The sequence below is a fragment of the Streptomyces niveiscabiei genome, assembly GCF_001419795.1.
In the GTDB taxonomy this organism is placed as follows: Bacteria; Actinomycetota; Actinomycetes; order Streptomycetales; family Streptomycetaceae; genus Streptomyces; species Streptomyces niveiscabiei.
In genome coordinates this window covers 1-26,636 of sequence record NZ_LIRL01000258.1, presented here as the reverse complement: position 1 = coordinate 26,636, position 26,636 = coordinate 1, and the positions used below count along the sequence as shown (strand labels likewise).

Genomic DNA, 26,636 nt, shown 5'->3' with positions numbered 1-26,636 from the left:
CGATCGCGCCGGGGGGAGGGAGCCGCACGCGGGGAGGGCCGACCGGGGGTGTCCGGCGGGGGACGCCGGGTTCCTGGGCAGCCGGATGCGTGTGCCGGTCACCCTTCTCCTGGCCCCGCGCCCCTCCCTCCGGGCCTCACCCCTCCTTCGGCCTGCGCCGCAGCAGGTACGTGTCCATGATCCAGCCCTTCCGCTCGCGCGCCTCGGCCCGCACCTCCTCGATCCGGGGGCCTGCCTCCGCGATCGGCCCCGAGACGAGGATCTCGTCCGGTGTGCCGATGTACGCGCCCCAATAGATGTGCACGTCCTCCCCCGCGAGCCCCCGGAACGCCTGGTGCGCGTCCAGCATCACCACCACGTCGTCCACCCCCTCCGGGAACCCCGCCGCGAGCCGCCGACCGGTCGTGATCTGGACCGGCCGCGCGACCCGGTTCAGCCCCGTGCGGTGCCGGGCGACCAGCGCGGAGACACTGCTGACACCCGGGACCACGTCGTACGTGAAGTCGACGTTCCCCCGCGCGAGGACCTCGTCCAGGATCGCGATCGTGCTGTCGTACAGCGCGGGGTCGCCCCAGACCAGGAACGCGCCGGTCTCCCCGCCGGTGAGCTCGTCGGTGATCAGCCGCTCGTAGATGTCCGCGCGGGCGCTGCGCCAGTCGCCGACGGCGGGGGAGTACGCGGTGCCGCCCGCCGTGCGGTCCCGCTCCGGGTCGCGGGCCTCGACGACCCGGTACGTCCCCTCTGGCACATGCGCCCTCAGCATCTCCCTGCGCAGGTCCGTGAGGTCGCTCTTCGCCTCGCCCTTGTCCAGGACGAAGAACACGTCCGCCTCCCGCATCGACCTGACCGCCTGGAGGGTCAGGTGTTCCGGGTCGCCCGCGCCGATACCGATGACATGAATCCTTCGCACACCCCCGAGTCTGCCGTACGGCACTGACAACGCGGTCGGCGCGGTGACGGTGCGTGCCGGTCAGCGCAGCCTCGGTGCCCGCGCCGCCGGGTCCACGGGCCGTCCGCCGACCTCGTCCGCCAGGGCCCGCGCCCAGGCCACGACGCCGGGGAGATCCATGCCGTACGCCGTCCCCGGCCACCGCTCGATCTCGTCCGCCCCGCGCCGCAGGAGCCGTACGCCGCCGGTCTCGTTGCCCCGCGCCGCGTGCGTCAGCCCCACGGCGAGCTGTGCGAGCGCCCGCCACAGGGGGCGCTCCTCCTCGGGGCCGGTCTTCCAGGCGTCCTCGAAGACCTCGTGGGCGTGGAAGGGCTTGCCGGCGTCGAACAGCGCCTGCGCCTCGGCCACCGTCTCCGCCGGGCTCCGCACGATCCCCTCTGGCTGCCTGGGCACCCCCGCCTCCCCGTACGGCAGAGGCCGCCCCAGCCCGTCCCTGGGCCGCGCGCTCCTCGCCCGCCCCGCACTGTCCCTGTCCCGCGCCTGAGCCATACCCCGATTGTCCCGCCTTCGGAGCGGTACCCCGGGTGGGGTAGAGTTCTGTTCGCGCGATCGCACACTCGTGGGCCGCGCATCGGGACGTGGCGCAGCTTGGTAGCGCACTTGACTGGGGGTCAAGGGGTCGCAGGTTCAAATCCTGTCGTCCCGACTTTACGGAGTCGCGGGTCAGGGGCCTTGCCGGAGAGATCCGGTAAGGCCCCTGGTCGTTTTCGGTGTCGGTCAGCGGCTGAAGCCGGCGGTCAGGCCGCTCAGCAGCTGACGGCGGCCGAACACGTACAGGATGATCAGGGGCAGGGTCGTGAGGACGACGGCGGCCAGGAGGGCGGGGACGTTGACCCCGTACTCGCCCTGGAAGGTCCACAGGGCGAGCGGCAGGGTCCGCTGGGACGGGCTCTGGGTGAGGATCAGGGGCAGCAGGAACCCGTTCCAGATGGTCAGCGCGTTGAAGATGGTCACGGTGAGGATGGCCGGGCGGGTGAGCGGCGCGGCCAGGCGCCACAGGGTCCCCCACTCGGTGGCGCCGTCCACCCGCATCGAGTCGAACAGCTCCTTGGGGACGTCGCGGATGAAGTTGGCGAGGATCAGCACGGACAGCGGGATGGCGAAGGCGATCGACGGGAGGATCAGCGCCAGCAGGCTGTCGTACAGCTGAAGCTTGATGATGATCAGGTAGACCGGGATCACGGTCGCCTGGAGCGGGATGGCGAGGCCCATGAGGAACAGGCCGTTCACCACGCGCAGGAACCGCATGCGCCAGCCGCGCACGATGGCGTAGGCGGCCATGAAGGAGACGGCGACCGCCGGCACCACCGCGCCGACGGTGACCACGACGCTGTTCCAGAGGTAGCTGACGAAGTCGGACTCGAAGACCAGCTGGTAGTTGTCCAGCGTGGGGTCGGTCGGCGGCGCCAGCGGGTTGCTCGCGTAGTAGGTGCTCTGCTCCTTGAGGCTGGTGATGAGGATCCAGTACAGGGGGATGACGACGACGGCCAGCCAGAGCCATCCGGCCAGTCCGCCCAGCCAGTTGCGCCGCCCGGCGGTCGTCCCGCGACGGTGCCCCCGCTCCCGGCGGGGCGTCTTCTGCGGCTGCGGTTTGGTCAGCGTGGTGGTCATGTCACACCCCTTCGAGCTGGCTCTCGCCGGCGTCCCGGCCGCCGAGCCGGCGCAGCAGCAGGGCGAGGGCGAGGCCCACCAGGACGAGGATGACCGCGATGGCGCTGGCCGGCCCCATCAGGCTGGCCTGGAAGCCCCGCTTGTACATGTCCAGCGCGAGGACCCGGGTGGCGTCCGACGGGCCGCCCTCGGTGAGGACGAAGATGAGGTCGAAGAAGGTGAGCGAGCCGACCACCATCAGCGTCGACGAGGTGATGATGGTGTATTTGAGCTGGGGCAGCGTGATGCTGAAGAACTGGCGGACCTGCCCGGCGCCGTCCAGTTGCGCGGCCTCGTACAGGGACCGCGGGATCTGCTGGACGCCCCCCTGGTAGATCAGCGAGTGGAACGGCACGAACTGCCAGGAGACCACGAAGACGACGACGCCGAAGGCGAGCCAGGGACGCCCCAGCCAGTCCTTGCTGAGCCACTCGACCCCGAGCCCCGCGCCCAGCCCGAAGTTGGGGTCCAGCAGCGCCTTGTACGCGACCGCGATCGCCGCGGAGCTGAGCAGGAGCGGGACGAAGTAGATCAGGCTCAGCACCGCACGGTAGCGCTGGCGGCCCGCCAGGAACGTGCCGAGGAGGATGCTCGCCGGGGTCTGGACCGCCCAGGACACGGCCATCACCAGGAACGTCACCCACAGGGCGTGCGGCAGCCCGGGGTTGGTGAGCACCGCACGCCAACTGGTCAGCCCGGACGGGTGGATGGCGCCGATCCCGTCCCACGTCGTGAAGCTCAGCGCGAAGACGCCGACGAGCGGGACGACGGCGAAGCCGACGAAGAACAGCAGCGCCGGCACGGCCAGCCAGGGCAGGACGCTGTGCCGGCCCTCGCGCCCCGCCGGGTTCGTGAGTGCGCTCACGTGCCGATGACCTTGTTGAGATTGTCGGCGAACTGCTGGGGCGATATGGACAGTTGGAACAGCTTGGTGATGTTGTCCAGCAGCGCTTCGGCGGCTGTCGGGCTGAGCGCCTGGTCCCAGGACTGGCTGAACGACTTCGCGTTGCTCGCGATGCCGTACACGAACTCCAGGAACTCGGAGCTCTTGGAGCCGGACAGCAGTTTCTGCGAGTCCTTGCGGATCGGTACCGCCCCGGTGTCGATCCACTCCGCCACCTCCTCGTCCGTGAGGACGCCGGTGGCGAAGAACTTCTTCGCGATCTCCTTCTGCTCCGCGCTGGCCTTCGAGGAGATGGACAGGTACTGGGCCGGGTTGCCGACGGAGTTGCTCGGATCGCCCTTGCCGCCTTCGACGGGCGGGAAGTTCATGAAACCGAGGCCGCCGCTGGAGACGAAGTCCTTGCCCTCGGCCTGCTGGATGCCGTACGACCAGGTGCCGTGCAGCATCATCGCGGCCCTGCCGGTGTACAGCAGCGCCTGGTCGGCGTTGGAGTCCGCGGTGATCGAGGAGAAGCCCTTGATGAATCCGCCCGCCTTGACGAGGTCCTGCACCTTGGTCAGTGCCTCGATGGCGGCCGGGTGGGACCAGGCGTCCTTCTTGCCGTCGTAGGCGGCCTGGAACACCTCGGGGCCGCCGATGCGGTCGAACAGGAACTCCAGCCACATCATGTTCGTCCACCGGGACTGGCCGCCGAGGGCGAAGGGGGCTATGCCCTTCGCGTTGAACCGGGGCACCAGGGCCATGATGTCGCCCCACGACTGGGGCGGCTGGACGCCGACGTCGGCGAAGACCTTCTTGTTGTAGAACAGGACGATCGGCTCCACGCTCTCGGTCGGCACCGCGTAGATCTTGCCGTCGACGGTCGCCGGGCCGAACGAGTTCGGGAAGAGCCGGTTCTTCAGGTCGGGGTGTTCGGCGAACCACGGGGTGAGGTCGTCGACCTGGCCGGCCTTCACGTAGGTGCGCAGGGTGCCGCCGCCCCATCCCCAGACGATCGTGGGCGCCTTCCCGGCGCCGATGGCGGTCTTGATCCTCGTCTTGAAGGCGTCGTTCTCGAAGGTGGTGACTTCGATCTTGCCCTTGGGGTTGGCCTTGTTGAACCGCTCGACCGCACCGGTTCTGACGCCTTCCTGAGGCTGGCCGCTCAGGTGCCAGTACGTGGCCGTTCCGGCGTCGCCGCCGGGGCCGGACGAGCCGCAGGCCGCGAGGGCCGCGGAGGCCGGCACGGCGGCGGCTAAGCCGAGGAGGGTACGTCGGGAGAGCGCCATATTCATCTCCACAGTGGTGAAAGGTTTTCGAAAAAGCCTTCTCCGAGCTCCGTTCGTGCAAATTAAGTTTCGAACTGACGCCCTGTCAAGGTGCGTGCAGCCACGTTGTCGTGATGTGGACAGCCCCGTAATATCAGGCGGGAAAGCCCCTCAAGGAACCCCGACAGGACCGAAACGATTTCGAAAACGACTGGTCAGGGACAGGGTCGGTGGACGTACAGCTGGGAGGAACCGATGCGTCCGAACGCCAGGCGCACCACCTTGGCCGACATCGCCCAGGCGGCGGGAGTCTCCGTCGCGACCGTGTCCAAAGTGGTCAACGGCCGTGGTGACGTGGCGCCGCACACCCGCAGCCGGGTGCAGGAACTGCTGCGTCAGCACGACTACCTCGCGCCCGTGTTCCGTCACACCGAGGCCGTCGAGACCCCGACCGTCGAGGTGCAGTTCCAGGGCCGCCTCAAGTCGTACGTGGCCGAGACCCTCGAAGGCATCATCGACTCCGCCGCCGAATCGGGGGCCTCGGTGGTGATCAGCAAGGCGTCCCATGCCCCGCACTGGGCCCGGGACCTGGTCTCGGCCGGGCGCCGTGCCGTCATCGCGGTCACCAGCGTGTACACCACGGCGCACGTGAACGAACTGGCCCGGTTCGGGCTGCCGTTGGTCGTGCTGGACCCCCTGCACCTGCCGGACAGCCGCGTCCACAGCGTCGGGTCGACCAACTTCGGCGGCGGCCTCGCCGCGACCCGGCACCTGCTCTCCCTGGGGCACCGCCGCGTCGCCTACGTCGGCGGACCGGCCATGGCCGTGTCCAACCAGGCACGCGTGCACGGCTACCGCGCCGCCATGGAGGAGGAGGGGGTCCAGGTGCCCGACGCCTACGTCCGGCCCGGAGAGTTCACGTACGAGGCCGGGCTGCTCGGCGCCACCGCGCTCCTGTGCCTGCGGGAGCCGCCGACGGCCGTCTTCGCGGGCAACGACGAGATCGCCGTCGGGGTCATCGAGGCCGCCCGCACCCGGGGCCTGCGCGTCCCCGAGGACCTGAGCGTGGTCGGCTTCGACGACACGAGCATCGCCCAGATGGCCTCGCCGCCCCTGACCACGGTCCGCCAGCCGCTGCGGGAGATGGGCGGCGCCGCCCTGCGGACCGTCCTCCGGCTGGCCAACGGGGAGAAGGTCGAGTCCCACCACGTCGAACTCGCCACCGAACTCGTGGTCCGCGCCTCGACGGCGCCGCCCCGCGAAACGACTGCGGCGCGCAGGCAGCCGCAGGTGTCCGGATAGGCTCCCCGGATGAACGAGAATCCTCCCCCCTGTCCGACGTGCTCGTGCGAGTACACCTACGAGATGAACGCCCTGATCGTGTGCCCGGAGTGCGGGCACGAGTGGGTGCCCGGCGAGGCGCCCGCCGTCGCCGCGGAGAGTGAGCGGGTCGTCAAGGACTCCGTCGGGAACGTGCTGCGGGACGGGGACGCCGTCGTGGTGGTGAAGGCGCTGAAGGTGAAGGGGAGCCCCTCGGGGATCAAGGCCGGGACCAAGGTGCGCGGGATCCGGCTGGTGGACGGCGTGGACGGGCACGACATCGACTGCCGGATCGACGGGTTCGGGGCGATGCAGCTGAAGTCGAGCGTGGTGCGGAAGGCCTAGGGGCCGGCCCTGGCGGGCCCCGGCACCCGGATGATGCGGAATTGCTAAATTTCGCAAGTCGTTAGATGCTGTATTCGCTGTGCTCGCAGGTTGCCGCGAGCACAGCGTCTTCGTGTCCGAACGCCGCCGGGGCACCGATCAGGGGAAGGCGCCTGTGTCCGCACCGCTGTACCGGGGAGCCCTCGCACGGCTCGCCGCACTGCTGCCCTCGCGTACGGACCTGGAGCAGATACGCCGCGACCCGCGCCGTGACCTTCTCGCCGGGCTGACCGTCGCCGTCGTCGCCCTGCCCCTCGCCCTCGGGTTCGGCGTCTCCTCCGGGCTCGGCGCCGAGGCGGGGCTCGCTACGGCGGTCGTCGCGGGCACGCTGGCCGCGGTGTTCGGCGGCTCGAACCTCCAGGTGTCGGGGCCGACCGGGGCGATGACGGTCGTGCTGGTGCCGATCGTCGGCGCGTACGGGCCGGGCGGCGTCCTCACGGTCGGGCTGATGGCTGGCGTGATGCTGGTCGTGCTGGCGGGGCTGCGGGCGGGCCGGTACATGCGGTACATCCCCGCGCCCGTGGTCGAGGGGTTCACGCTCGGGATCGCCTGCGTGATCGGCCTCCAGCAGATACCCAACGCGCTGGGCGTACCCAAACCGGACGGCGACCGCGTCCTCGTCGTCGCCTGGCGCGCGGCCGAGGAGTTCGCGAAGGCGCCGAACTGGACCGCGCTGGGCCTGGCCGCAGCCGTCGCCGCCCTGATGCTCGCCGGCGCCCGGTGGCGGCCCACCGTCCCGTTCTCCCTCCTCGCCGTCGCCGCCGCGACCGCCGTCGCCCAGCTCGCCCACCTCGACGCGGCGAAGCCGATCGGCGACCTGCCCGCCGGGCTCCCCGCGCCGTCGCTGGCGTTCCTCGACCCCGGCGCGCTCGGCACCCTGCTCGCCCCGGCCGTCGCGGTCGCGGCGCTGGCCGCGCTGGAGTCGCTGCTGTCGGCGTCCGTCGCGGACGGCATGACCGTGGGCCAACAGCACGACCCGGACCGGGAGTTGTTCGGCCAGGGCCTCGCGAACATCGCCGCCCCGCTGTTCGGCGGGGTCCCCGCGACCGGGGCCATCGCCCGCACGGCCGTCAACGTCCGCACCGGCGCCGCCTCCCGGCTCGCCGCCCTCACCCACGCGGCCGTCCTCGCGCTCATCGTCTTCGCCGCCGCACCCCTCGTCTCCAAGATCCCTCTCGCGGCCCTCGCCGGGGTCCTGCTGGCGACCGCGATCCGCATGGTCGAGGTCGGCTCCCTCAAGGCGATGGCCCGGGCGACCCGTTCGGACGCCGCGATACTCGTCCTGACCGCCGCCGCGACCCTCGCCGCGTGGGGCGCGCCGGTACGCCTCGACGTCATCCGGACGGCGATCCTCAGCAACCGGACCGTGCCCGGCGAGCAGGGCGACGGCGCCGTCTGGGACACCGACCGGATCGTCTCCGCGCTGACACCGTACGGCCTCGACGCCGTCGTCGCGGAACTGCGCTCCGGCGTCGGACAGGAGCGCCCCGAGGGCCAGTTGTCGGCCGCCCGCGCCTGGCTGTACGTCCTCTCGCCGGAGGACGAGGTCGACGACCACCTGGACCGGTTGCGGCTGGGCCGCTCCCGGATCTTCGGCCGGTTCCCCGCCCGTGTCCCGCCCTCCCGGGCCGAGGCCGTCTTCCGGTACTTCCAGGACACCCCGAGCGCCGCCACCACCGGCCCGCGCCGCGACCACGAAACCCTCCTCACCCTCGCCGCCACCTCCGCCGAAGGCCCCACCGCCGTCGCCTGGCTCGTCCGCTTCCTCCCCGGCGGCGACCTCGCAGGCGCCCACTTCCCCCAGGCCCACCACTACGCCTACGAGGCCGCCCGCCGCGCCCGCGTCCGCATCCTGCGCGACCGCACGATCCAGCCCGTCCCCGTCACACGGGACGCCCCACCAGCATCACCGGTGCCCCCGCCACCCGTGTGAGGAAAACGGTCGCCGAGTTCGGCCCCGCGAGCTTCACCTTCTTCCGCAACTCCTCCGGCTCCACCGCCGACCCCCGCTTCTTCACGGTCAGCACCCCCACCTCCCGCTCCCGCAGCAGGGCCCTCAACTTCTTGACGTTGAAGGGCAGTTGGTCGGTGATCTCGTAGGCGGACGCGTACGGCGTGGCCCGCAGCTCGTCGGACGTGACGTACGCGATCGTCTCGTCGATCAGCCCGCCCCCGTCGAGCCCGGCGGCGACATCCGCGACCAGGTGCGCGCGGATGACGGCGCCGTCGGGCTCGTACAGGTAACGCCCCACAGGCCGTACGGGCGGATTCGGCAGCCCGGCGCCCAGCAGCGTGTCCCCCTCGGGTAGCAGGGTGGCCCGTACCGCTCCGGGGGTAGTACCGAACCACACCACCGCCTCCTTCACGTCCCCGCCGTCCGAGATCCACTCCGCCTCGGCGTCCTCGGGGATCGCCTCGTGGGGGACACCGGGCGCGATCTTCAGGGCGGCGACCCGGGCCGTGCGGGCCGCGCCGATGGCCCAGGACAGCGGCGGCGAGTACGCCTCGGGGTCGAAGATCCGCCCCCGCCCGCCACGCCGGGCGGGATCGACGAACACGGCGTCGTACGGGGCCGTATCGACGTCGGCGACGTCCGCCTCCCGCACCTCGATGAGCTCCGCGAGCCCGAGCGCCTCGGCGTTGGCGCGGGCGACGGCGACGGTGTACGGGTCCCGGTCGACGGCCAGCACCCTGATCCCGGCGCGCGCGAGCGCGATCGCGTCGCCGCCGATCCCGCAGCACAGGTCGACGAGCGAGGCCACCCCCAGTTCCTCGAACCGCCGCGCGCGGTACGCGGCGACGCTGGTCCGCGTGGCCTGCTCGACCCCGTTCGGGGTGAAGAACATCCGCCCGGCGTCCTCGCTCCCGAACTTCGCGGCGGCCCGCCCCCGCAGCCGGGCCTGTCCCAGCGCCGCGGACACCAGCTCCGCCGGGTACGTCCGGCGCAGCCGGGTGGCGACGGCCAGCTCGTCACCGGGGGAGGTCCCCGCCACTTCGTCCAGAAGAGCGCGGCCTTGGGGGGTGAGGAGGGGTGCGAGGTCGTTCACCGGGTCATTGTCCACGGCCCGCGCCGCCCCCTGTACGCCACCCGAAGGATCGCCGCACCCCACCGGCGGTGTCGGCCGCTCCCCGCCCTCCTCGGCTGTAAAGATCCCCGACCATGGAACAAGTGCGACAAAAACATAAAAAGCGTACGTCGCAGCTGAACCGGATCCGGGGCGGGGTGACCGTCCTCGCGGTCGCCGCCATCGCGTCCGGGTGCGCGCAGGGCGAGCGGCCGGCGGGGGAGACCCGGCCGGCGGCCGGTCAGGAGGCGGGCGCGGCCCCGGCCCGCCCGCCGATGTCGTCCGCCGAGAGGCTCCGCTCGGAGCAGGCGGCACGCGTCGCGGCGGCGAGGAAGTGGGGGCTGAAGAGGGTCCCGCTGACACCCCCGGCGCCGCCCGCGAAGAAGCCGGTGATCACGACGCGGGACGGCTTCGAGGTCGACGACCACGAGGAACTCGGCCTGCCGCCGGTCTTCACGACCATTCCCACCAAGGAGAAGGTCGTCTTCCTGACGATCGACGACGGCGCCGAGAAGGACCCCGCGTTCCTGCGGATGATGACCGAACTGAAGGTCCCGTACACCGCGTTCCTCTCCGACTACCTCGTCAAGGAGGACTACGGGTACTTCAAGAAGATGCAGGACGCGGGCGTCGTCCTGAACAACCACACCCTCCACCACCCGTACCTCCCCGGTATGTCGTACCAGCGGCAGAAGCGCGAGATCTGCGGCATGCAGGACGTCATCCAGAAGCGCTACGGCAAGCGCCCCCTCCTCTTCCGCCCCCCGTTCGGCAACTACAACCGCGACACCCTGCGCGCCGCGAAGGCGTGCGGCGTGAAGTACGCCCCACTCTGGGACGAGGAGGTCTTCGTCGACCACTGGGAGTACCGCGAGTGGGACCGCGACCTCCACCCCGGCGACATCGTCCTGAGCCACTTCCGGGGCCGGGACGACTGGAAGGGCACGATGCCCGACATGGTCCGCCGGTTCCTGAACATGGTCACCGAGAAGGGGTACGCCGTGGGACGCCTGGAGGACTACCTGTGAGAACGCGGGGGCTGGTGGCGGCCGTCCTGCTCGCGGCCCTGACACTCGTCACCGGCTGCGCACAGTCCGTCGACCCGATCGAACGCCTCGGCAAGAAGGCGGCGGAACGCGTCCACGGCTCCCACCCCTCCGGTGCGCAGCAGCCGGCGTACCGCCGCTGGGGGCTGCCGAGACCACTGGCTCCCGCCCCGAGGAGAACAGCGGGGTCCCCCGGAAGTACTACGGGTACGGGGGGTACTACGGGTACGACGAGCCCGCCCCGAACGCCCGCCACCGCTACCCCCGTACCCCCGGTCCTGGACCGCGTCCCCACCACGGACCCCGTCGTCTTCCTCACCTACGACGACGGCGCCGAACGCGACCCCCGCTTCATCGACATGGTCCGCGAACTCCGCCTCCCGGTCAGCATGTTCCTCACGGACAGCGTCGTGGGCCCCGGCTACGGCCACTTCGCGCGGCTGCGCTCCGTCGGCGCGAACCTCCAGAACCACACCCTCCACCACGCCGCCCTGCGCGGCCTGCCCTACGCGGGCCAGCGCGCGGAGATCTGCGGCCAGCAGGACAAGCTCAGGTCCCGCTTCGGCCTGCGCCCCCGCTTCTTCCGCCCGCCCTACGGCACGTACGACGCGACGACCCTGCGCGCGGCGGCCGACTGCGGCGTCTCCGCCGTCGTCCTCTGGCGCGCCGCCATGACCCCCGCAGGGCTCGCCTACCCGCGCGGCTCCCACCACCTCCTGCCCGGCGACATCGTCGCGATGGACTCCGACGAGGCGGGCGGCCCGACCCTCAGGGAGCGGACCGTGCGGGTGCTGCGGGAGGCGCAGGAGCGGGGGCTCACCGTAGGAAGACTTGAGGACTACCTGTAGGGAAAAACTCGGTCACCACGGCGCCGGAATTAGCAGTCCGCTTGACCGAGTGCTAATCGCGGTCATAGTCTCAGGTCTGGCACTCCCCACTGGAGAGTGCCAACAACGCGACGGGCAGGTCCGGCACCCGCGACGACGGATCCACCTGGTCGCCACCTCAGACAGTTAACCCCGTGAGATCTCCGAAGGGGGAGGTCGGATCGTGACGACCGCCAGCTCCAAGGTTGCCATCAAGCCGCTTGAGGACCGCATCGTGGTCCAGCCGCTCGACGCCGAGCAGACCACGGCCTCCGGCCTGGTCATCCCGGACACCGCGAAGGAGAAGCCCCAGGAGGGCGCCGTCCTCGCCGTGGGCCCGGGCCGGTTCGAGAACGGCGAGCGCCTGCCGCTCGACGTGAAGGTCGGCGACATCGTGCTGTACAGCAAGTACGGCGGCACCGAGGTCAAGTACAACGGTGACGAGTACCTCGTCCTCTCGGCTCGCGACGTGCTCGCGATCATCGAGAAGTAGCACGACCTCAGGTTTTTCCAGCTGCGCCCCTGGCCCCGCGATCCCTTGATGGAGCCGGGTGCCGGGGGCGCGGCGCTTTCTATACCCACAGATTTTCCGAGAGGGCACCCGCTGTCATGGCGAAGATCCTGAAGTTCGACGAGGACGCCCGTCGCGCCCTTGAGCGCGGCGTCAACAAACTGGCCGACACGGTCAAGGTGACGATCGGCCCCAAGGGCCGCAACGTCGTCATCGACAAGAAGTTCGGCGCCCCGACCATCACCAACGACGGCGTGACCATCGCCCGTGAGGTCGAGATCGACGACCCGTACGAGAACCTCGGCGCCCAGCTGGTGAAGGAGGTGGCGACCAAGACCAACGACATCGCGGGTGACGGCACCACCACCGCCACCGTGCTCGCCCAGGCGCTCGTCCGCGAGGGTCTGAAGAACGTCGCCGCGGGTGCCTCCCCGGCGCTGCTGAAGAAGGGCATCGACGCGGCCGTCGCCGCCGTCTCCGAGGACCTCCTCGCGACCGCCCGCCCGATCGACGACAAGGCGGACATCGCCGCCGTCGCCGCGCTGTCCGCGCAGGACACGCAGGTCGGCGAGCTGATCGCCGAGGCGATGGACAAGGTCGGCAAGGACGGTGTCATCACCGTCGAGGAGTCCAACACCTTCGGCCTCGAGCTGGACTTCACCGAGGGCATGGCCTTCGACAAGGGCTACCTGTCGCCGTACTTCGTGACGGACCAGGAGCGCATGGAAGCGGTCCTGGAGGACCCCTACATCCTCATCAACCAGGGCAAGATCTCCTCCATCCAGGAGCTGCTGCCGCTGCTGGAGAAGGTCATCCAGGCCGGTGCCTCCAAGCCGCTGCTGATCATCGCCGAGGACGTCGAGGGCGAGGCGCTCTCCACCCTCGTCGTCAACAAGATCCGCGGCACGTTCAACGCCGTCGCCGTCAAGGCGCCCGGCTTCGGCGACCGCCGCAAGGCGATGCTCCAGGACATGGCGACGCTGACCGGCGCCGAGGTCATCTCCGAGGAGGTCGGCCTCAAGCTCGACCAGGTCGGCCTCGACGTGCTGGGCTCCGCCCGCCGCGTCACCATCACCAAGGACGACACCACGATCGTCGACGGCGCCGGTGACTCCTCCGCCGTCCAGGGCCGCGTCGCCCAGATCAAGGCCGAGATCGAGAACACGGACTCCGACTGGGACCGCGAGAAGCTCCAGGAGCGCCTCGCGAAGCTCGCCGGCGGCGTGTGCGTGATCAAGGTCGGCGCCGCGACCGAGGTCGAGCTCAAGGAGAAGAAGCACCGCCTGGAGGACGCGATCTCCGCGACCCGCGCCGCGGTCGAGGAGGGCATCGTCTCCGGCGGTGGCTCCGCGCTCGTCCACGCCGCGAAGGTCCTGGAGGGCGGCCTCGGCAAGACCGGCGACGAGGCCACCGGTGTCGCCGTCGTCCGCAAGGCCGTCGTCGAGCCGCTGCGCTGGATCGCCGAGAACGCCGGCCTGGAGGGCTACGTCATCACCTCCAAGGTCGCCGAGCTCGACAAGGGCCAGGGCTTCAACGCCGCGACCGGCGAGTACGGCGACCTGGTCAAGGCCGGCGTCATCGACCCGGTCAAGGTCACCCGCTCCGCCCTGGAGAACGCCGCCTCCATCGCCTCCCTCCTCCTCACGACCGAGACCCTGGTCGTCGAGAAGAAGGAAGAGGAGGAGCCGGCCGCGGCGGGCCACTCCCACGGTCACTCGCACTGACCTCTGAACGCGGAGAAACCCGGCACCCTCTCGGGGGTGCCGGGTTTCCCCGTTCCCGGGCGCCGCACGGGGGCCGGGCGCGGCGGGGGGCCGCTCACTGCGGCCCGTACTTGCGCCCCGTCTTCGAGGAGAGCCCGCTCAGCAGCCCGCGGGGAGTCACCTTGACGACGCCCATGAGGGCCTTGTAGCGGGGGTCGGGGATGGAGACCGTCTTGCCGCGGGCGAGGTCCTGCAACGCCTCCGCGACCAGCTTGTCCGCGTCCAGCCACATCCAGCCCGGGATGTTGTCCGTGCCCATACCGGCGCGCTCGTGGAACTCCGTACGGACGAAGCCGGGGCACAGGGCCATCAGGCGTACGCCGCTGCCGGCGAGGTCCTTGGCCGCGCCCTGGGTGAACTGGACGACCCAGGCCTTGGAGGCGCCGTACGTGCCGCGGGGCAGGAACGCGGCGACCGAGGCGACGTTCACCACGCCCCCGCGCCGGCGCTCGCGCATCGCCTCGGCGGCGGCGGACGTGAGCCGCAGGACGGCCTCGCAGTGCACCTTGAGCATGGTCAGCTCGTCCGCCATGGAGACGTCGAGATAACGGCCCTTGTTGCCGAAACCGGCGTTGTTGACCAGCAGGTCGACGGGGTTCTTGCGGTCACCGAGCCGGGCGGCGACCGCCTCGATGCCGGCGTCCTCGGAGAGATCCGCGGTGAGGACCTCCGCCTCGATGCCGTGCCGGTCGTGCAACTCCGTCGCCTGCTCGCGCAGCCGCTTCGTGTCGCGCGCCACCAGCACGAGGTTGTGCCCGTCGGCCGCCAGCCGCCGCGCGAACGCGGCACCGATCCCCGCGGTCGATCCCGTAATCAGAGCCGTTGTCATGGCAGAAGCGTAGGCGGCCAAAGGGCGCGCGCCCGTATGCCCCAGGGGCTTTCCCGAGGGCTGAGAACCCCTCGGCAACGGCTTGGTGACACTCCCTCGGCCGCCCTGGACAAAACGCCCCTGACGTCGTTTCAGCCGCCGTGCTTCTCCACGTACTTCAGCGCCTGCGCCCTCCCCTCCGGATGCAGCGCCTCGCCCGCAGCCAGCAGCCGCGGCAGCAGCTCCCGCTCGGTGGTGAGCGCCCGGAACGCGACCGCCACCGTCACGTCGTGCCCCGGCCGGTGCACGATCTCCACCGGGTCGCCCGCGCGGATCTCACCCGGCTCGATCACCCGCAGATAGGCCCCCGGCGCCGCCTCGCGCGTGAACCGCTTGACCCACTGCGGTTCGCCCACATGGCCCTGGAAGGTGCGGCAGGGGATCCGCCCGGTCGTGACCTCCAGGACCACTTCCGCGCCGATGCGCCACCGCTCCCCGATCAGCGCCCCCGACACGTCCACCCCCTCGGTCGTGAGGTTCTCCCCGAACGCCCCCGAGGCCAGCGGCCGGCCCAGCGCGCGCTCCCAGGCGTCGAGATCCTCCCGCGCGACCGCGTACACCGCCTGGTCGTCCCCGCCGTGGTGGCGCAGGTCCGCGATCTCGTCCCCGGCGAGCCCGCTCCCACCGGTCCCCTTCGCCCCCGGCGCCGACACCCGCACCGGCCCCGCCACCGGACGCTTGTCGATCCCGGTCAGGCCCTGCGGCTGATCGGTGTACGGCACGGCCGCCAGCCGCCCCAGGTTCACGGACAGAATCTTCATGTACGCACCGTAATCGAGCAGCCCTCAAAGAGTCGACATACTTTGGGCTGTCATACCCAAGAGCTACTTATGGCCACGGCTATGCTCGCCCCGTGATAGAGGCCCGCCATCTGCGTGTTCTGCGCGCCGTCGCCACCACCGGCTCCTTCTCCGCCGCGGGGCGCGAACTCGGCTGCACCCAGCCGGCCGTCAGCCAGCAGATGAAGGCGCTGGAGACCTCCGTCGGCACCCCGCTGCTGGTGCGCGGAGGCCGCGAGATGCGCCTCACCGAGGCGGGCGAGGCCCTGGTGCGGCACGCGTCCGGCATCCTCGCCGGGCTGACGGCCGCCGAGGAGGAGATCGCCGCGATCGCGGGCCTGCGCGCCGGCCGGGTCCGCCTGGTCTCCTTCCCCAGCACCAGCTCGACCCTCGTCCCCGCCGCGCTGGCCGCCCTGCGCGCCGCCCACCCCGGCACCCGCGTCTTCCTGGAGGAGGCCGAACCCCCGCGCTCGGTCACCCTCCTGCGCGAGGGCGACTGCGACGTGGCGCTCGCCTTCCGCTACGAGAACCCCCGAGGCACGGCGGCCGACGCCGAGGAGTGGGCCGACCTCGTCGTACGGCCCCTGCTGACCGACCGGCTCGTCGCCCTCGTACCCGAACGGCATCCCCTCGCGCGCGCGGCGGCCGTCGGGATCGCCGATCTCGCGCGCGAGCCCTGGATCGCGGGCTGTCCGCGCTGCCGGCGTCAGCTCGTCGAGGTGTGCGAGGGCGCCGGGTTCACCCCGCGGATCGACTTCGCGACCGACGACCATCCGGCGGTCGTCGGCCTGGTCGCGGCGGGGCTCGGGGTCGCCGTACTGCCCCGGCTGGCCCTGGAGTCCGTGCGTCCGCGCGGGGTGCGCACGCTGGTGCTGGAGCCGGCCGTCCGGCGCGAGGTCGTCGCCCTCACGCTGCCCGACCTCGCGCGCGTGCCCGCGGTGGCGGCGACGCTGGCGGAGCTGGAGCGGGCCGCCGTACGGCAGTGAGAAACCGGGGCGCGCGTGTGCGTGCCCCGGTCTCAGGCGGTGCCCCTTCCGGTGGTGGCCCTTCTGCTAAGAGAAACGTTCCTTCATGTGTTCGAAACGGCGGCCGTCTCGACCGACGCCGTGACGAGGCGGCCTCGTGCCCGCCCCATCAGTTCCTCGCGCTCGTCCTCGGTCAGTCCGCCCCACACGCCGTACGGCTCACGCACCGCCAGTGCGTGCGCCGCGCACTGCGCGCGGACCGGACACCTCATGCAGACCTCCTTGGCCGAGTTCTCGCGAGCGCTCCTGGCTGCCCCGCGCTCGCCCTCAGGGTGGAAGAAGAGCGAGCTGTCGACCCCGCGGCAGGCAGCGAGGAGCTGCCAGTCCCACAGGTCCGCGTTCGGTCCGGGAAGGCGGGAGAAATCTGCCATTACGTGACCCCTTGTAGCCGTGCTGAGCGGATACGGTGCCCACGACCGTACAACTACGATCTAAGGAGATGAAAATATGACTCATTGGGAATCTAGCCCTAGACACCACCTCAAGGGAAGAAATGGGTCTAAATGGGGCACCGGTTGTGATGAAACGGCGAGGGTCCGTTGCGCCGTCTCCACCGTCCGAGCACCCTCACGTAGAGTGCCGAAGAGGCTACGCAGCCCCGTAACTCTTTCGAGTGACCGTCGTTGAGAGTGCGGAGGCGGTTGAAAACACAAAAGCTCGGGCAGATGTCCGAGCCGGTCGACCGCACAGGTGAATACGTACCAGCCTGGAGGCACAAGGTGACGCGCATCAGCTGCGGAGGGCGGCCATGACATCCGTCCTCGTCTGCGACGACTCCCCGCTTGCCCGAGAGGCGCTGCGCCGCGCGGTCGCGACCGTACCCGGCGTCGAGCGCGTGACGACCGCGGCCAACGGCGAGGAAGTCCTCCGCCGCTGGGGCGCGGACCGCTCGGACCTGATCCTGATGGACGTACGCATGCCCGGCCTGGGCGGCGTCGAGACCGTACGGCGGCTGCTGTCCGCCGACCCCGGTGCGCGCATCATCATGCTCACCGTCGCCGAGGACCTGGACGGCGTGGCCCTCGCGGTCGCCGCCGGGGCCCGCGGCTACCTGCACAAGGACGCGTCCCGCGCGGAACTGCGCGCGACCGTCACGCAGGCCCTCGCCGACCCGACCTGGCGGCTCGCCCCGCGCCGACTGCGGTCCGCCGAGATGGGCGCCGCGCCGACGCTCACCGCGCGCGAGATCCAGGTGCTCGAAGGGATGAGCCACGGGCGCTCCAACGCGGAGATCGGGCGCGAGCTGTTCCTGTCCGAGGACACCGTCAAGACGCACGCGCGCCGGCTGTTCAAGAAGCTGGGCGCGTCCGACCGGGCGCACGCGGTGGCCCTCGGGTTCCGGTGGGGGCTCGTCCGCTGAGAGCCGCGCCGACGGTGCCGGACACCCGCGCGGGAGCCCCGTCCCGGGAGTCATCTTGGACACATTCCCGGTGCGTTCGCGGCGGCTGTCGTCTCCTCACTCTCCGCTGGTGGGTGGGGTGGTGGGAGCCCGCGGACGCCGGTCACCCGGGTCGGCCTTCCGGAGGCGCGCTGCTCGTTTCGGCGGGGATGCCGCATGCTTGAGGTGTGGAGTTCCTCGGGGACGAGTCGGCCGAGCGGGAGGGGAGGGCGCGGGGTATGAGTTCCGGCGCACCTGCTCATAACGCTTCGGTGCACAACGAAGGACACGGCGCCACGGACGAGACGGCCTCGGTGCACCATGGACCGATGCGTGATGACGAGGCGGTCCGTGCCCAGGGAACGATCGGCTCCCTCGTCCATCGCGCGGTGGACGGCGACGAGCAGGCGACCCACGACCTGCTCGCCCACGTCCACCCCCTGGCCCTGCGCTACTGCCGTACGCGCCTGTCGCGCCTGCCCGGGGACGCGCGGCACTTCGTGGAGGACCTCGCGCAGGAGGTCTGCGTGGCCGTCCTCCTCGCCCTGCCGCGCTACCGGGACACCGGGCGCCCCTTCGAGGCGTTCGTCTTCGCCATCGCCGCCCACAAGGTCGCCGACCTCCAGCGCGCCGCCATGCGCCACCCCGGCTCCACGGCCGTCCCCTCGGACGAGATGCCGGAGCGGCCCGACGACTCCCTCGGCCCCGAGGAGCGCGCCCTGCTCAGCAGCGACGCCGCCTGGGCCAAGAAACTCCTCGCCAACCTCCCCGAGAACCAGCGCGAACTGCTCCTGCTGCGGATCGCCGTGGGGCTGACGGCGGAGGAGACCGGACAGATGCTCGGCATGTCGCCCGGCGCGGTCCGGGTGGCCCAGCACCGCGCGCTCAGCAGGCTGCGGGCGCTGGCGGAACAGTGACGACGGTAAGGGGCGTGCTCCAGGGCGACGCCCCTTACCTGTCGAGCGGCGCCCGCGCGCGGAGGGTGCCCCGGCTGAACAGGGCGCCCCTCCGTTCCGTACGAACATACGAAGCCCGAGGTCACCTCGTACCGTGGAATTTGCGGCCCCTGCTTCCCGTTAGCATGGACATCCGCACCGATCAAGGCCATTTGGGGAAGGTGTCATGACTGCCAACGTCGACGGAGTGCCCGGCAAGTTCGCGACTCTCGGGTTGACCTACGACGACGTGCTGCTGCTGCCGGGAGCCTCCGAGGTCCTCCCGAACGCGGTCGACACCTCGTCCCGCGTGTCCCGCAACGTGCGGGTGAACATCCCCCTGCTGTCGGCCGCCATGGACAAGGTCACCGAGTCCCGCATGGCGATCGCCATGGCCCGCCTCGGCGGCGTCGGCGTGCTGCACCGCAACCTGTCCGTCGAGGACCAGGTCAACCAGGTCGACCTCGTGAAGCGCTCCGAGTCCGGCATGGTCTCCGACCCGATCACGGTCCACCCGGAGGCGACCCTCGCCGAGGCCGACGCCCTGTGCGCGAAGTTCCGCATCAGCGGCGTCCCGGTCACCGACCCCGCCGGCAAGCTCCTGGGCATCGTCACCAACCGCGACATGGCCTTCGAGAGCGACCGCGCCCGCCAGGTCCGCGAGGTCATGACCCCGATGCCGCTGGTCACCGGCCACGTCGGCATCTCCGGCAGCGACGCGATGGAACTCCTGCGCCGCCACAAGATCGAGAAGCTGCCCCTCGTCGACGACGCGGGCATCCTCAAGGGCCTCATCACCGTCAAGGACTTCGTCAAGGCGGAGAAGTACCCGAACGCCGCCAAGGACGCCGACGGCCGCCTCATCGTCGGCGCCGCCGTGGGCGCGTCCCCCGAGGCCCTGGAGCGCGCCCAGGCGCTCGCCGAGGCCGGCGTGGACTTCCTGGTCGTCGACACCTCCCACGGCCACAACAGCAACGCGCTGAGCTGGATGGCGAAGATCAAGTCCAGCGTCAACGTCGACGTCATCGGCGGCAACGTCGCCACCCGCGACGGCGCCCAGGCCCTCATCGACGCCGGTGTCGACGGCATCAAGGTCGGCGTCGGACCCGGCTCGATCTGCACCACGCGCGTGGTCGCCGGTATCGGCGTCCCGCAGGTCACCGCCATCTACGAGGCGTCCCTCGCCGCCCGCGCGGCAGGCATCCCGCTCATCGGCGACGGCGGCCTCCAGTACTCCGGCGACATCGGCAAGGCGCTCGCCGCCGGCGCCGACACGGTCATGCTGGGCTCGCTGCTCGCGGGCTGCGAGGAGTCCCCGGGCGAGCTCCAGTTCATCAACGGCAAGCAGTTCAAGTCGTACCGCGGCATGGGCTCGCTCGGCGCCATGCAGTCGCGCGGCCAGGGCAAGTCGTACTCCAAGGACCGCTACTTCCAGGCCGAGGTCGCCTCCGACGACAAGCTCGTCCCCGAGGGCATCGAGGGCCAGGTGCCCTACCGGGGCCCGCTCTCCAGCGTCCTGCACCAGCTCGTCGGCGGCCTGCGCCAGACCATGGGCTACGTGGGCGCCGCCACCATCGACGAGATGGAGTCCAAGGGCCGCTTCGTACGGATCACCTCGGCCGGTCTGAAGGAGTCGCACCCGCACGACATCCAGATGACCGTCGAGGCGCCGAACTACAGCCGCAAGTAAAGCTCCACGCGCGCGTGAGGCCCGACAAAGGCGGTCCCGGGAACTCCGGGGCCGCCTTTGTCATACCCGTCGGGGATACTGGGAGGCGCTGCAACGCAACAGGGAAAGGCCACAGACGTGACTGAGATCGAGATCGGGCGCGGCAAGCGCGGGCGGCGGGCGTACGCCTTCGACGACATCGCCGTCGTCCCCAGCCGCCGTACGCGGGACCCGAAGGAGGTCTCGATCGCCTGGCAGATCGACGCCTACCGCTTCGAGCTGCCCTTCCTGGCCGCCCCCATGGACTCGGTCGTCTCCCCGGCCACCGCGATCCGCATCGGCGAGCTCGGCGGCCTCGGCGTCCTCAACCTCGAAGGGCTCTGGACGCGCTACGACGACCCGCAGCCGCTGCTCGACGAGGTCACCGAGCTGCCCTCCGAGCAGGCCACCCGCCGCCTCCAGGAGATCTACGCCGCGCCGATCAAGGAGGAGCTGATCGGCCGCCGCATCAAGGAGGTGCGCGACGCGGGCGTGGTCACCGCCGCCGCGCTCTCCCCGCAGCGCACGGCCCAGTTCTCCAAGGCCGTCGTCGACGCGGGCGTGGACATCTTCGTCATCCGGGGCACGACGGTCTCCGCGGAGCACGTCTCCGGGTCGCACGAACCGCTCAACCTCAAGCAGTTCATCTACGAACTCGACGTCCCGGTGATCGTCGGCGGCTGCGCCACGTACACGGCCGCGCTGCACCTCATGCGCACGGGCGCGGCGGGCGTCCTCGTCGGCTTCGGCGGCGGCGCCGCGCACACCACGCGCAACGTGCTCGGCATCCGCGTCCCGATGGCCACCGCCGTCGCGGACGTCGCCGCCGCGCGCCGGGACTACATGGACGAGTCCGGCGGGCGGTACGTCCACGTCATCGCCGACGGCGGGGTCGGCTCGTCCGGCGACCTGCCCAAGGCGATCGCCTGCGGCGCCGACGCGGTCATGATGGGCTCCCCGCTCGCCCGTGCCACCGACGCGCCCGGCAAGGGGCACCACTGGGGCATGGAGGCCGTCAACGAGGAGCTGCCGCGCGGCAAGAAGGTCGACCTCGGGACCGTCGGCACGGTCGAGGAGGTCCTCACCGGGCCGTCCCACACGCCCGACGGATCGATGAACTTCTTCGGTGCGCTGCGCAGGGCCATGGCGACGACCGGGTACAGCGAGCTGAAGGAGTTCCAGCGGGTCGAGGTCGCTGTCGCGGACTCGCAGGATCGGCGGTAGTCGGTCGTACGGCGCCTGGAGGGGCCGGTTGCCGCGGGTGCGGTAATCGGCTCCTTTTGGTTTTTCTTGAGGCTTTTGGTGGGGGCGCGCGAGGTGAAGTGGGGGGCGTGCGGTGGTGAAAGAGGTTCGAGGGAAGGTTTCTGCTGATCATCGGGCGATAGCGTCCTTCTCGTGGCGCCCAGGTTTTCTGGTAGCGCCCCCTTCCAAGGACTTGATCCGGACCCCGTCCCCTCGGGGCCCGGCCCGATTCCAGACGAGCCGCTCTACCGGGCTATCGGGCGGCGTCGTGGAAGGGGGCGCCCATGGGACGCCATCGCAAGCCCACCCGCTGGGACAAGGTCCGTCTTCGGATGGTCCAGTTCAAGAGGAGGTGGATCTTGCGGCTTTTTGGATGGTGAGTGGCCGCCCCCATGTGACCTAGGGGCGGAACACCCATGAACCATCAGGGAGCCTGCCGCAGTATCCGGCTGTGGTGGGCTCCCACCCATCCCTAAAGTACTGGCCCCGTCTGCCGTGCGCCACCAACCCCAGAAGTGCGCTCCCCTCGCGCGCCCCCTTTCACAACCGGTGCGCTGCCCCCGTAGGGGTCGCTCCCCGGGTGTCCAGCAGGAGCTGTGCCTTTACCGACAGGCCCTGGAGGTCGTATGTCCGGTGCTGTTGGAGGAGGATCGTCAGGTCGGCGTCGGCTGCGGACTCGTAGAGGGAGTCGGCGCGGGGGACGGGGCGGTCGAGGACGTTCCAGGAGGGGACGTGGGGGTCGTGGTAGCTGATGGAGGCGCCCAGTTCCATGAGGCGGACGGCGATCTCGTGGGCGGGGGTGTTCTGGCGGTCGGCCAGGTCCGCCTTGTAGGTGACGCCCAGGAGGAGGATGCGGGCGCCGCGGGCTGACTTGCCGTGTTCGTTGAGGAGGGCGGCGGCGCGCTGGACGACGTACCGGGGCATGCGGGTGTTGACCTGCTGGGCGAGTTCGACCATGCGCAGGGGGCCGCCGGGGTGGTCGAGGGGGACGGAGTGGCCGCCGACGCCGGGGCCCGGGCGGAACGCCTGGAAGCCGAACGGCTTGGTCTCGGCGCAGCGGATGACGTCCCAGAGGTCGACGCCCAGACGGTGGCAGAGGATCGCCATCTCGTTGACGAGCGCGATGTTGACGTGCCGGAAGTTGGTCTCCAGGAGCTGCACGGTCTCCGCTTCACGCAGCCCGCGCGCGCGGACGACCTTGTCGGTGAGGCGGCCGTAGAAGGCGGCGGCGGACTCCGTGCACGCGGGTGTGAGGCCGCCGATGACCTTCGGGGTGTTGGCCGGGGTGTACGCGCGGTTGCCGGGGTCGACGCGGCTGGGGGAGTGCGCGAGGTGGAAGTCGCGTCCCGCGCGCAGGCCCGAGGTCTCTTCCAGAAGGGGGCGCAGGAAGTCCTCGGTCGTCCCGGGGTGCACCGGCGATTCGAGGATGACGGTGGTGTGCGGGCGCAGGTGCCCGGCGAGGGTGCGGGCGGCCGACTCCACCGCGCCGAGGTCGAGTCCGCCGTCCGCGTCGCGCGGGGTGGGCGCGCAGATCACCGCCGTACGGACGCGGCCGAGTTCGGCGGGGTCGGTGACGATGCGGAAGCCCCCGGCGAGCATGCGGCGCAGTTCGGCGGGGGTGAGGGAGCCGGGTTCTGGGCCGGTGCGGTAGCCGATGGTGGGGATGCCTGCGGCGACCGCTGCCTGGGCCAGGGGGAGGCCGAGCGGGCCGAGTCCGATGACGGCGAGATCTGCGGGCATGGAGTGGGCCGTCCTTCCCAGTCACCGAGAACGGTGGGGTTAACCGAAGCGGGGCGGGTGCGCAAGCCCTGTGGACTGGACGGGCGAGCGCAATGTCAGACTAGGAGTAAATATGACCGTTATGCGGGATTGGTCGGGCGTGTTGTCCACAGGTGTGGCCCGACGCGGACAAGGCGGTCAGAATCTGAGCGAGGGCAAGGCGATCGACGGCGGGAGGCGACGGTGAGGACAGCGACACTGGGACCGGTCCAGCGGGCCGAGTCACTGGCGGACATGGCCGAGCACGAACTCGACATCCTGGTCGTCGGAGCCGGGGTGGTCGGCGCGGGTACGGCCCTCGACGCCGTCACCCGGGGCCTGTCCACCGGCCTGGTCGAGGCGCGTGACTGGGCGTCGGGCACCTCCAGCCGCTCCAGCAAGCTCATCCACGGCGGCCTGCGCTACCTGGAGATGCTCGACTTCGCCCTCGTCCGCGAGGCGCTGAAGGAACGCGGCCTCCTCCTGGAACGCCTCGCACCGCACCTGGTCAAACCGGTGCCGTTCCTCTACCCGCTCCAGCACAAGGGCTGGGAGCGGCTGTACGCGGGCTCGGGCGTCGCCCTCTACGACGCGATGTCGATGGCCCGGGGCCACGGCCGGGGCCTGCCCATGCACCGCCACCTGAGCCACCGCCACGCCCTGCGCGTCGCCCCCGCGCTGCGCAAGGACGCCCTCGTCGGCGCGCTCCAGTACTACGACGCCCAGATGGACGACGCCCGCTTCGTCGCCACCCTGGTGCGCACGGCGGCCTCGTACGGCGCGAAAGTCGCCAACCGCGCGCGGGTGACCGGGTTCCTGCGGGAGGGGGAGCGGGTCGTCGGCGCGCGCGTGCAGGACGTCGAGGCGGGCGGGGAGTACGAGATCCGGGCCCGGCAGATCGTCAACGCGACCGGGGTGTGGACCGACGACACGCAGGCGATGGTCGGCTCGCGCGGGCAGTTCCACGTCCGGGCGTCCAAGGGCATCCACCTCGTCGTGCCGCGCGACCGCATCAACTCCTCGACCGGGCTGATCCTGCGCACCGAGAAGTCCGTCCTGTTCGTCATCCCCTGGGGGCGGCACTGGATCGTCGGGACGACCGACACCGACTGGGACCTCGACAAGGCGCACCCGGCCGCGTCCAGCGCCGACATCGACTACCTCCTGGAGCACGTGAACTCGGTCCTCGCGACGCCGCTCACCCGCGACGACGTCGAGGGCGTCTACGCGGGGCTGCGGCCCCTGCTGGCCGGCGAGTCGGACGCGACCAGCAAGCTGTCGCGCGAGCACACCGTCGCGCATCCGGTGCCGGGGCTCGTCGTCGTCGCGGGCGGCAAGTACACGACGTACCGGGTGATGGCCAAGGACGCGGTCGACGAGGCCGTCCACGGGCTCGACCAGCGGGTCGCCGCGTGCGTCACCGAGGACGTGCCGCTGCTCGGCGCCGAGGGGTACCGGGCGCTGTGGAACGGGCGGGCGCGGATCGCTGCGCGGGCCGGGCTGCATGTCGTGCGGGTCGAGCATCTGCTGAATCGGTTCGGCGCGTTGGCGCAGGAGGTGCTGGACCTCATCGCCGGGGACCCCTCGCTCGGGGAGCCGCTTCAGGGGGCCGAGGACTATCTGCGGGCCGAGGTCGTGTACGCCGCCTCGCACGAAGGGGCCCGGCATCTGGATGACGTGCTGACCCGGCGGACCCGGATCTCCATCGAGACGTTCGACCGGGGGACGCGGTGCGCCCGCGAGGTCGCTTCGCTGATGGCGCCGGTTCTCGGGTGGGACGAGGGGCAGGTCGAGCGGGAGGTCCAGCACTACGAGAAGCGGGTGGAGGCGGAGCGGGAGTCGCAACGGCAGCCGGATGATTTGACGGCGGATGCGGCGAGGTTGGGGGCGCCGGACATCGTTCCCCTGTGAGGGGCGTTGCTTCGAGGCGCCTATGGGGGTGCCGCTTTCTGGCGGTTGGCGGCTGCGGGTTCGTCGTGGCTGGTCGCGCCCACGCGGCGGAGCCGCATATCGATACAGCCCCGCGCCCCTGACCGGCGATGGCCTTCCCGGCGTAGTCCTGGAAACGTCACTCGATCGAGCTACAGCCTGCCGGGATCTTTGCCCGGAACCCCGCCGTTCTACTGGTAACGCGGGCAGAACTCGGCAGCGAGCAAGGCCGGTTCGAGGTCGGGGGTCGCCAGCGTCGTGGTGTTCACGCGGAACGTGAGGACGTGGCGGCCGTCAGGCGTCGCGGCGGTGCGGACGTAGCTGCCGGGGATGCGGCCGTCGTGTCCCCACACCGTGACACCGCAGGGCAGCCTCGCGGGGAACAGGCCCATGCCGTACGAGCCGTGTGCGGCGCGGGTGTCGAGCATCTCGCCCAGCCAGGGCGGGGGCAGGAGGCGGCCGGAGAGCAGCGCCGCGTAGAAGCGGTCGAGGTCGGCGAGTGTGGTCACCAGCTCGCCGGCGGCGCCCGCGACGCGGGGGTCGAGATCGGTGACGTCGGAACCGTCGCTCGCGAAGGCGCGGCCGTGAGGTGAGGGAAGGGACGTACGGGAGCCGGGGAAGGAGGTGCCCGTCAGACGCAGGGGAGTGATGATCCGGTGCTCGGCCTCGGCGGCGTAGGAGCGGCCGGTGACCTGTTCGACGACCAGGCCGAGCAGGACGTAGTTGGTGTTGGAGTAGGAGAAGCGGCCTCGGTCGGCCGGAGGGTGGGTGAAGGCCAGACGAACGGCCTGGAGAGCGGTGAGCGGGACGGTCCCCCGGGTGGTCCGGGTGAAGTCGTACAGGCCGCTGGTGTGGGTGAGCAGGGCGCGCAGGGTCAGCGCGCGGCCGTCGTTGCCGGCTCCCCGTACCAGTCCCGGCAGGTACCGCTCCACCGGGGCGGACAGCGACAGCCGGTGTTCCGCGGCCAGTTGGAGCACCACGGTGGCCACGAAGGTCTTGGTGACGCTGCCGGCCCGGAAGTGGTCGGCCGGGGAGATCCCGGCCCCGGCGGAGGCGTACCGGCTGCCGTCCGGTGTCCGTGCCAGCAGGGCGGCGGCCGGGGCCTTCCCCCGGGAGACCAGCAGGGGGAGCAGTGACTCCGGAGACGGGTTCACGGTGGCCCGCGAGCCGGCCGCCGCGAGTTCCAGCAGGAGCAGGGCGACGGCCACGACCAGCAGGCTCCGGCGCGGCGGCATCGCGGTCCTCCTCGGGTGGGTGGGGGTCATGATGCAGGCCGGAGATGAGGGCGAGGTGTGACAGACAGGGGGGA

At 71.1% G+C, this 26,636-nt stretch carries 24 protein-coding genes and 1 tRNA gene; 14 read left to right on the top strand and 11 right to left on the bottom strand.

From position 1 onward, the window contains the following. Positions 1–136: 136 nt before the first annotated feature. Both cobF and AOK24_RS13815 read right to left on the bottom strand, forming a co-directional pair. Positions 137–910, bottom strand: coding sequence for a precorrin-6A synthase (deacetylating) (gene cobF / locus AOK24_RS13820; protein WP_055720356.1), 774 nt, complete (start codon positions 908–910; stop codon positions 137–139). Positions 911–970: 60 nt separating this feature from the next. Further along, a complete protein-coding gene (locus AOK24_RS13815) occupies positions 971–1,438 on the bottom strand; it encodes a DUF309 domain-containing protein (protein WP_055720355.1) in 468 nt (155 codons plus the stop codon). Between the two features lie 83 nt (positions 1,439–1,521). Between AOK24_RS13815 and AOK24_RS13810 the strand changes: the two genes are divergently transcribed. Next, positions 1,522–1,595, top strand: a tRNA-Pro gene (locus AOK24_RS13810). 71 nt (positions 1,596–1,666) lie between these two features. On the opposite strand, the gene AOK24_RS13805 is transcribed toward AOK24_RS13810, so the two are convergent. The 3 genes from AOK24_RS13805 to AOK24_RS13795 are packed head-to-tail and all read right to left on the bottom strand — an operon-like array spanning position 1,667 to position 4,771. Continuing rightward, complete coding sequence (locus AOK24_RS13805; RefSeq protein WP_055720354.1) at positions 1,667–2,560, bottom strand: carbohydrate ABC transporter permease; 894 nt, start codon at positions 2,558–2,560, stop codon at positions 1,667–1,669. 1 nt (position 2,561) lies between these two features. Further along, positions 2,562–3,464, bottom strand: a complete 903-nt coding sequence (locus AOK24_RS13800; RefSeq protein ID WP_055720353.1) for a carbohydrate ABC transporter permease — start codon at positions 3,462–3,464, stop codon at positions 2,562–2,564. After that, positions 3,461–4,771: an extracellular solute-binding protein gene (locus AOK24_RS13795; protein ID WP_055720352.1), complete on the bottom strand. Its 1,311-nt coding sequence runs from the start codon at positions 4,769–4,771 to the stop codon at positions 3,461–3,463. Before AOK24_RS13795 ends, AOK24_RS13800 begins: the two co-directional genes overlap by 4 nt. Positions 4,772–5,005: 234 nt before the next feature. Here AOK24_RS13795 and AOK24_RS13790 point away from each other — a divergent pair, with 234 nt between their 5' ends. The 3 genes from AOK24_RS13790 to AOK24_RS13780 all read left to right on the top strand — a co-directional run bounded on the left by AOK24_RS13790 (position 5,006) and on the right by AOK24_RS13780 (position 8,387). Then, positions 5,006–6,052 carry a LacI family DNA-binding transcriptional regulator gene (locus AOK24_RS13790; RefSeq protein ID WP_055720351.1) on the top strand — a complete coding sequence of 349 codons (1,047 nt, stop codon included), beginning with the start codon at positions 5,006–5,008 and terminating at the stop codon, positions 6,050–6,052. A 9-nt stretch (positions 6,053–6,061) separates the two neighbouring features. Beyond that, positions 6,062–6,415, top strand: a complete 354-nt coding sequence (locus tag AOK24_RS13785) for a zinc ribbon domain-containing protein YjdM (RefSeq protein WP_055720350.1) — start codon at positions 6,062–6,064, stop codon at positions 6,413–6,415. A gap of 154 nt (positions 6,416–6,569) precedes the next feature. Beyond that, complete coding sequence (locus AOK24_RS13780; protein WP_240553893.1) at positions 6,570–8,387, top strand: SulP family inorganic anion transporter; 1,818 nt, start codon at positions 6,570–6,572, stop codon at positions 8,385–8,387. Here AOK24_RS13780 and AOK24_RS13775 read toward each other — a convergent pair. After that, on the bottom strand, positions 8,338–9,501 hold the full coding sequence (locus AOK24_RS13775; RefSeq protein ID WP_055720349.1) for a class I SAM-dependent methyltransferase: 1,164 nt from the start codon (positions 9,499–9,501) through the stop codon (positions 8,338–8,340). The two genes, AOK24_RS13780 and AOK24_RS13775, sit on opposite strands and share 50 nt — an antisense overlap. A 113-nt stretch (positions 9,502–9,614) precedes the next feature. Here AOK24_RS13775 and AOK24_RS13770 point away from each other — a divergent pair, with 113 nt between their 5' ends. The 4 genes from AOK24_RS13770 to groL all read left to right on the top strand — a co-directional run bounded on the left by AOK24_RS13770 (position 9,615) and on the right by groL (position 13,666). Further along, positions 9,615–10,547 (top strand): polysaccharide deacetylase family protein, encoded by a 933-nt coding sequence (locus AOK24_RS13770; protein WP_240553891.1) that lies wholly within the window; start codon positions 9,615–9,617, stop codon positions 10,545–10,547. Then, positions 10,544–11,413, top strand: a complete 870-nt coding sequence (locus AOK24_RS13765) for a polysaccharide deacetylase family protein (protein WP_055720348.1) — start codon at positions 10,544–10,546, stop codon at positions 11,411–11,413. The genes AOK24_RS13770 and AOK24_RS13765 overlap by 4 nt, the downstream gene beginning before the upstream one ends. 202 nt (positions 11,414–11,615) lie before the next feature. Then, positions 11,616–11,924, top strand: a complete 309-nt coding sequence (gene groES / locus AOK24_RS13760) for a co-chaperone GroES (RefSeq protein WP_018543953.1) — start codon at positions 11,616–11,618, stop codon at positions 11,922–11,924. A 116-nt stretch (positions 11,925–12,040) separates the two neighbouring features. Continuing rightward, complete coding sequence (groL, locus tag AOK24_RS13755) at positions 12,041–13,666, top strand: chaperonin GroEL (protein WP_055720347.1); 1,626 nt, start codon at positions 12,041–12,043, stop codon at positions 13,664–13,666. Between the two features lie 94 nt (positions 13,667–13,760). Here groL and AOK24_RS13750 read toward each other — a convergent pair whose 3' ends face one another. Both AOK24_RS13750 and AOK24_RS13745 read right to left on the bottom strand, forming a co-directional pair. Then, positions 13,761–14,534, bottom strand: a complete 774-nt coding sequence (locus AOK24_RS13750; protein ID WP_055720357.1) for an SDR family NAD(P)-dependent oxidoreductase — start codon at positions 14,532–14,534, stop codon at positions 13,761–13,763. 131 nt (positions 14,535–14,665) lie between these two features. Continuing rightward, positions 14,666–15,334: an MOSC domain-containing protein gene (locus tag AOK24_RS13745; protein ID WP_055720346.1), complete on the bottom strand. Its 669-nt coding sequence runs from the start codon at positions 15,332–15,334 to the stop codon at positions 14,666–14,668. 92 nt (positions 15,335–15,426) lie between these two features. Here AOK24_RS13745 and AOK24_RS13740 point away from each other — a divergent pair, with 92 nt between their 5' ends. Then, positions 15,427–16,338: a LysR family transcriptional regulator gene (locus AOK24_RS13740; protein ID WP_055720345.1), complete on the top strand. Its 912-nt coding sequence runs from the start codon at positions 15,427–15,429 to the stop codon at positions 16,336–16,338. A gap of 83 nt (positions 16,339–16,421) precedes the next feature. Here the strand turns inward: AOK24_RS13740 and AOK24_RS13735 are convergent, their stop codons facing one another. Further along, positions 16,422–16,748 carry a WhiB family transcriptional regulator gene (locus tag AOK24_RS13735; RefSeq protein WP_055720344.1) on the bottom strand — a complete coding sequence of 109 codons (327 nt, stop codon included), beginning with the start codon at positions 16,746–16,748 and terminating at the stop codon, positions 16,422–16,424. A gap of 377 nt (positions 16,749–17,125) precedes the next feature. Between AOK24_RS13735 and AOK24_RS13730 the strand changes: the two genes are divergently transcribed. The 4 genes from AOK24_RS13730 to AOK24_RS13715 all read left to right on the top strand — a co-directional run bounded on the left by AOK24_RS13730 (position 17,126) and on the right by AOK24_RS13715 (position 21,622). Beyond that, the gene (locus tag AOK24_RS13730; RefSeq protein ID WP_003948568.1) at positions 17,126–17,737 is read left to right on the top strand and encodes a response regulator transcription factor; all 612 of its coding nucleotides are present in this window, start codon (positions 17,126–17,128) and stop codon (positions 17,735–17,737) included. Positions 17,738–18,084: 347 nt separating this feature from the next. Further along, positions 18,085–18,672, top strand: a complete 588-nt coding sequence (locus AOK24_RS13725; RefSeq protein WP_010351757.1) for a sigma-70 family RNA polymerase sigma factor — start codon at positions 18,085–18,087, stop codon at positions 18,670–18,672. Positions 18,673–18,877: 205 nt separating this feature from the next. Beyond that, complete coding sequence (gene guaB, locus AOK24_RS13720) at positions 18,878–20,380, top strand: IMP dehydrogenase (protein WP_055720343.1); 1,503 nt, start codon at positions 18,878–18,880, stop codon at positions 20,378–20,380. A 117-nt stretch (positions 20,381–20,497) separates the two neighbouring features. Beyond that, positions 20,498–21,622 (top strand): GuaB3 family IMP dehydrogenase-related protein, encoded by a 1,125-nt coding sequence (locus tag AOK24_RS13715; RefSeq protein ID WP_055720342.1) that lies wholly within the window; start codon positions 20,498–20,500, stop codon positions 21,620–21,622. A 558-nt stretch (positions 21,623–22,180) separates the two neighbouring features. On the opposite strand, the gene AOK24_RS13710 is transcribed toward AOK24_RS13715, so the two are convergent. Further along, positions 22,181–23,380 (bottom strand): nucleotide sugar dehydrogenase, encoded by a 1,200-nt coding sequence (locus AOK24_RS13710; protein WP_055720341.1) that lies wholly within the window; start codon positions 23,378–23,380, stop codon positions 22,181–22,183. Between the two features lie 222 nt (positions 23,381–23,602). Between AOK24_RS13710 and AOK24_RS13705 the strand changes: the two genes are divergently transcribed. Continuing rightward, positions 23,603–25,309: a glycerol-3-phosphate dehydrogenase/oxidase gene (locus tag AOK24_RS13705; protein WP_055720340.1), complete on the top strand. Its 1,707-nt coding sequence runs from the start codon at positions 23,603–23,605 to the stop codon at positions 25,307–25,309. A 209-nt stretch (positions 25,310–25,518) separates the two neighbouring features. Here the strand turns inward: AOK24_RS13705 and AOK24_RS13700 are convergent, their stop codons facing one another. Continuing rightward, the gene (locus tag AOK24_RS13700) at positions 25,519–26,562 is read right to left on the bottom strand and encodes a serine hydrolase domain-containing protein (protein ID WP_055720339.1); all 1,044 of its coding nucleotides are present in this window, start codon (positions 26,560–26,562) and stop codon (positions 25,519–25,521) included. Positions 26,563–26,636 lie beyond the last annotated feature (74 nt).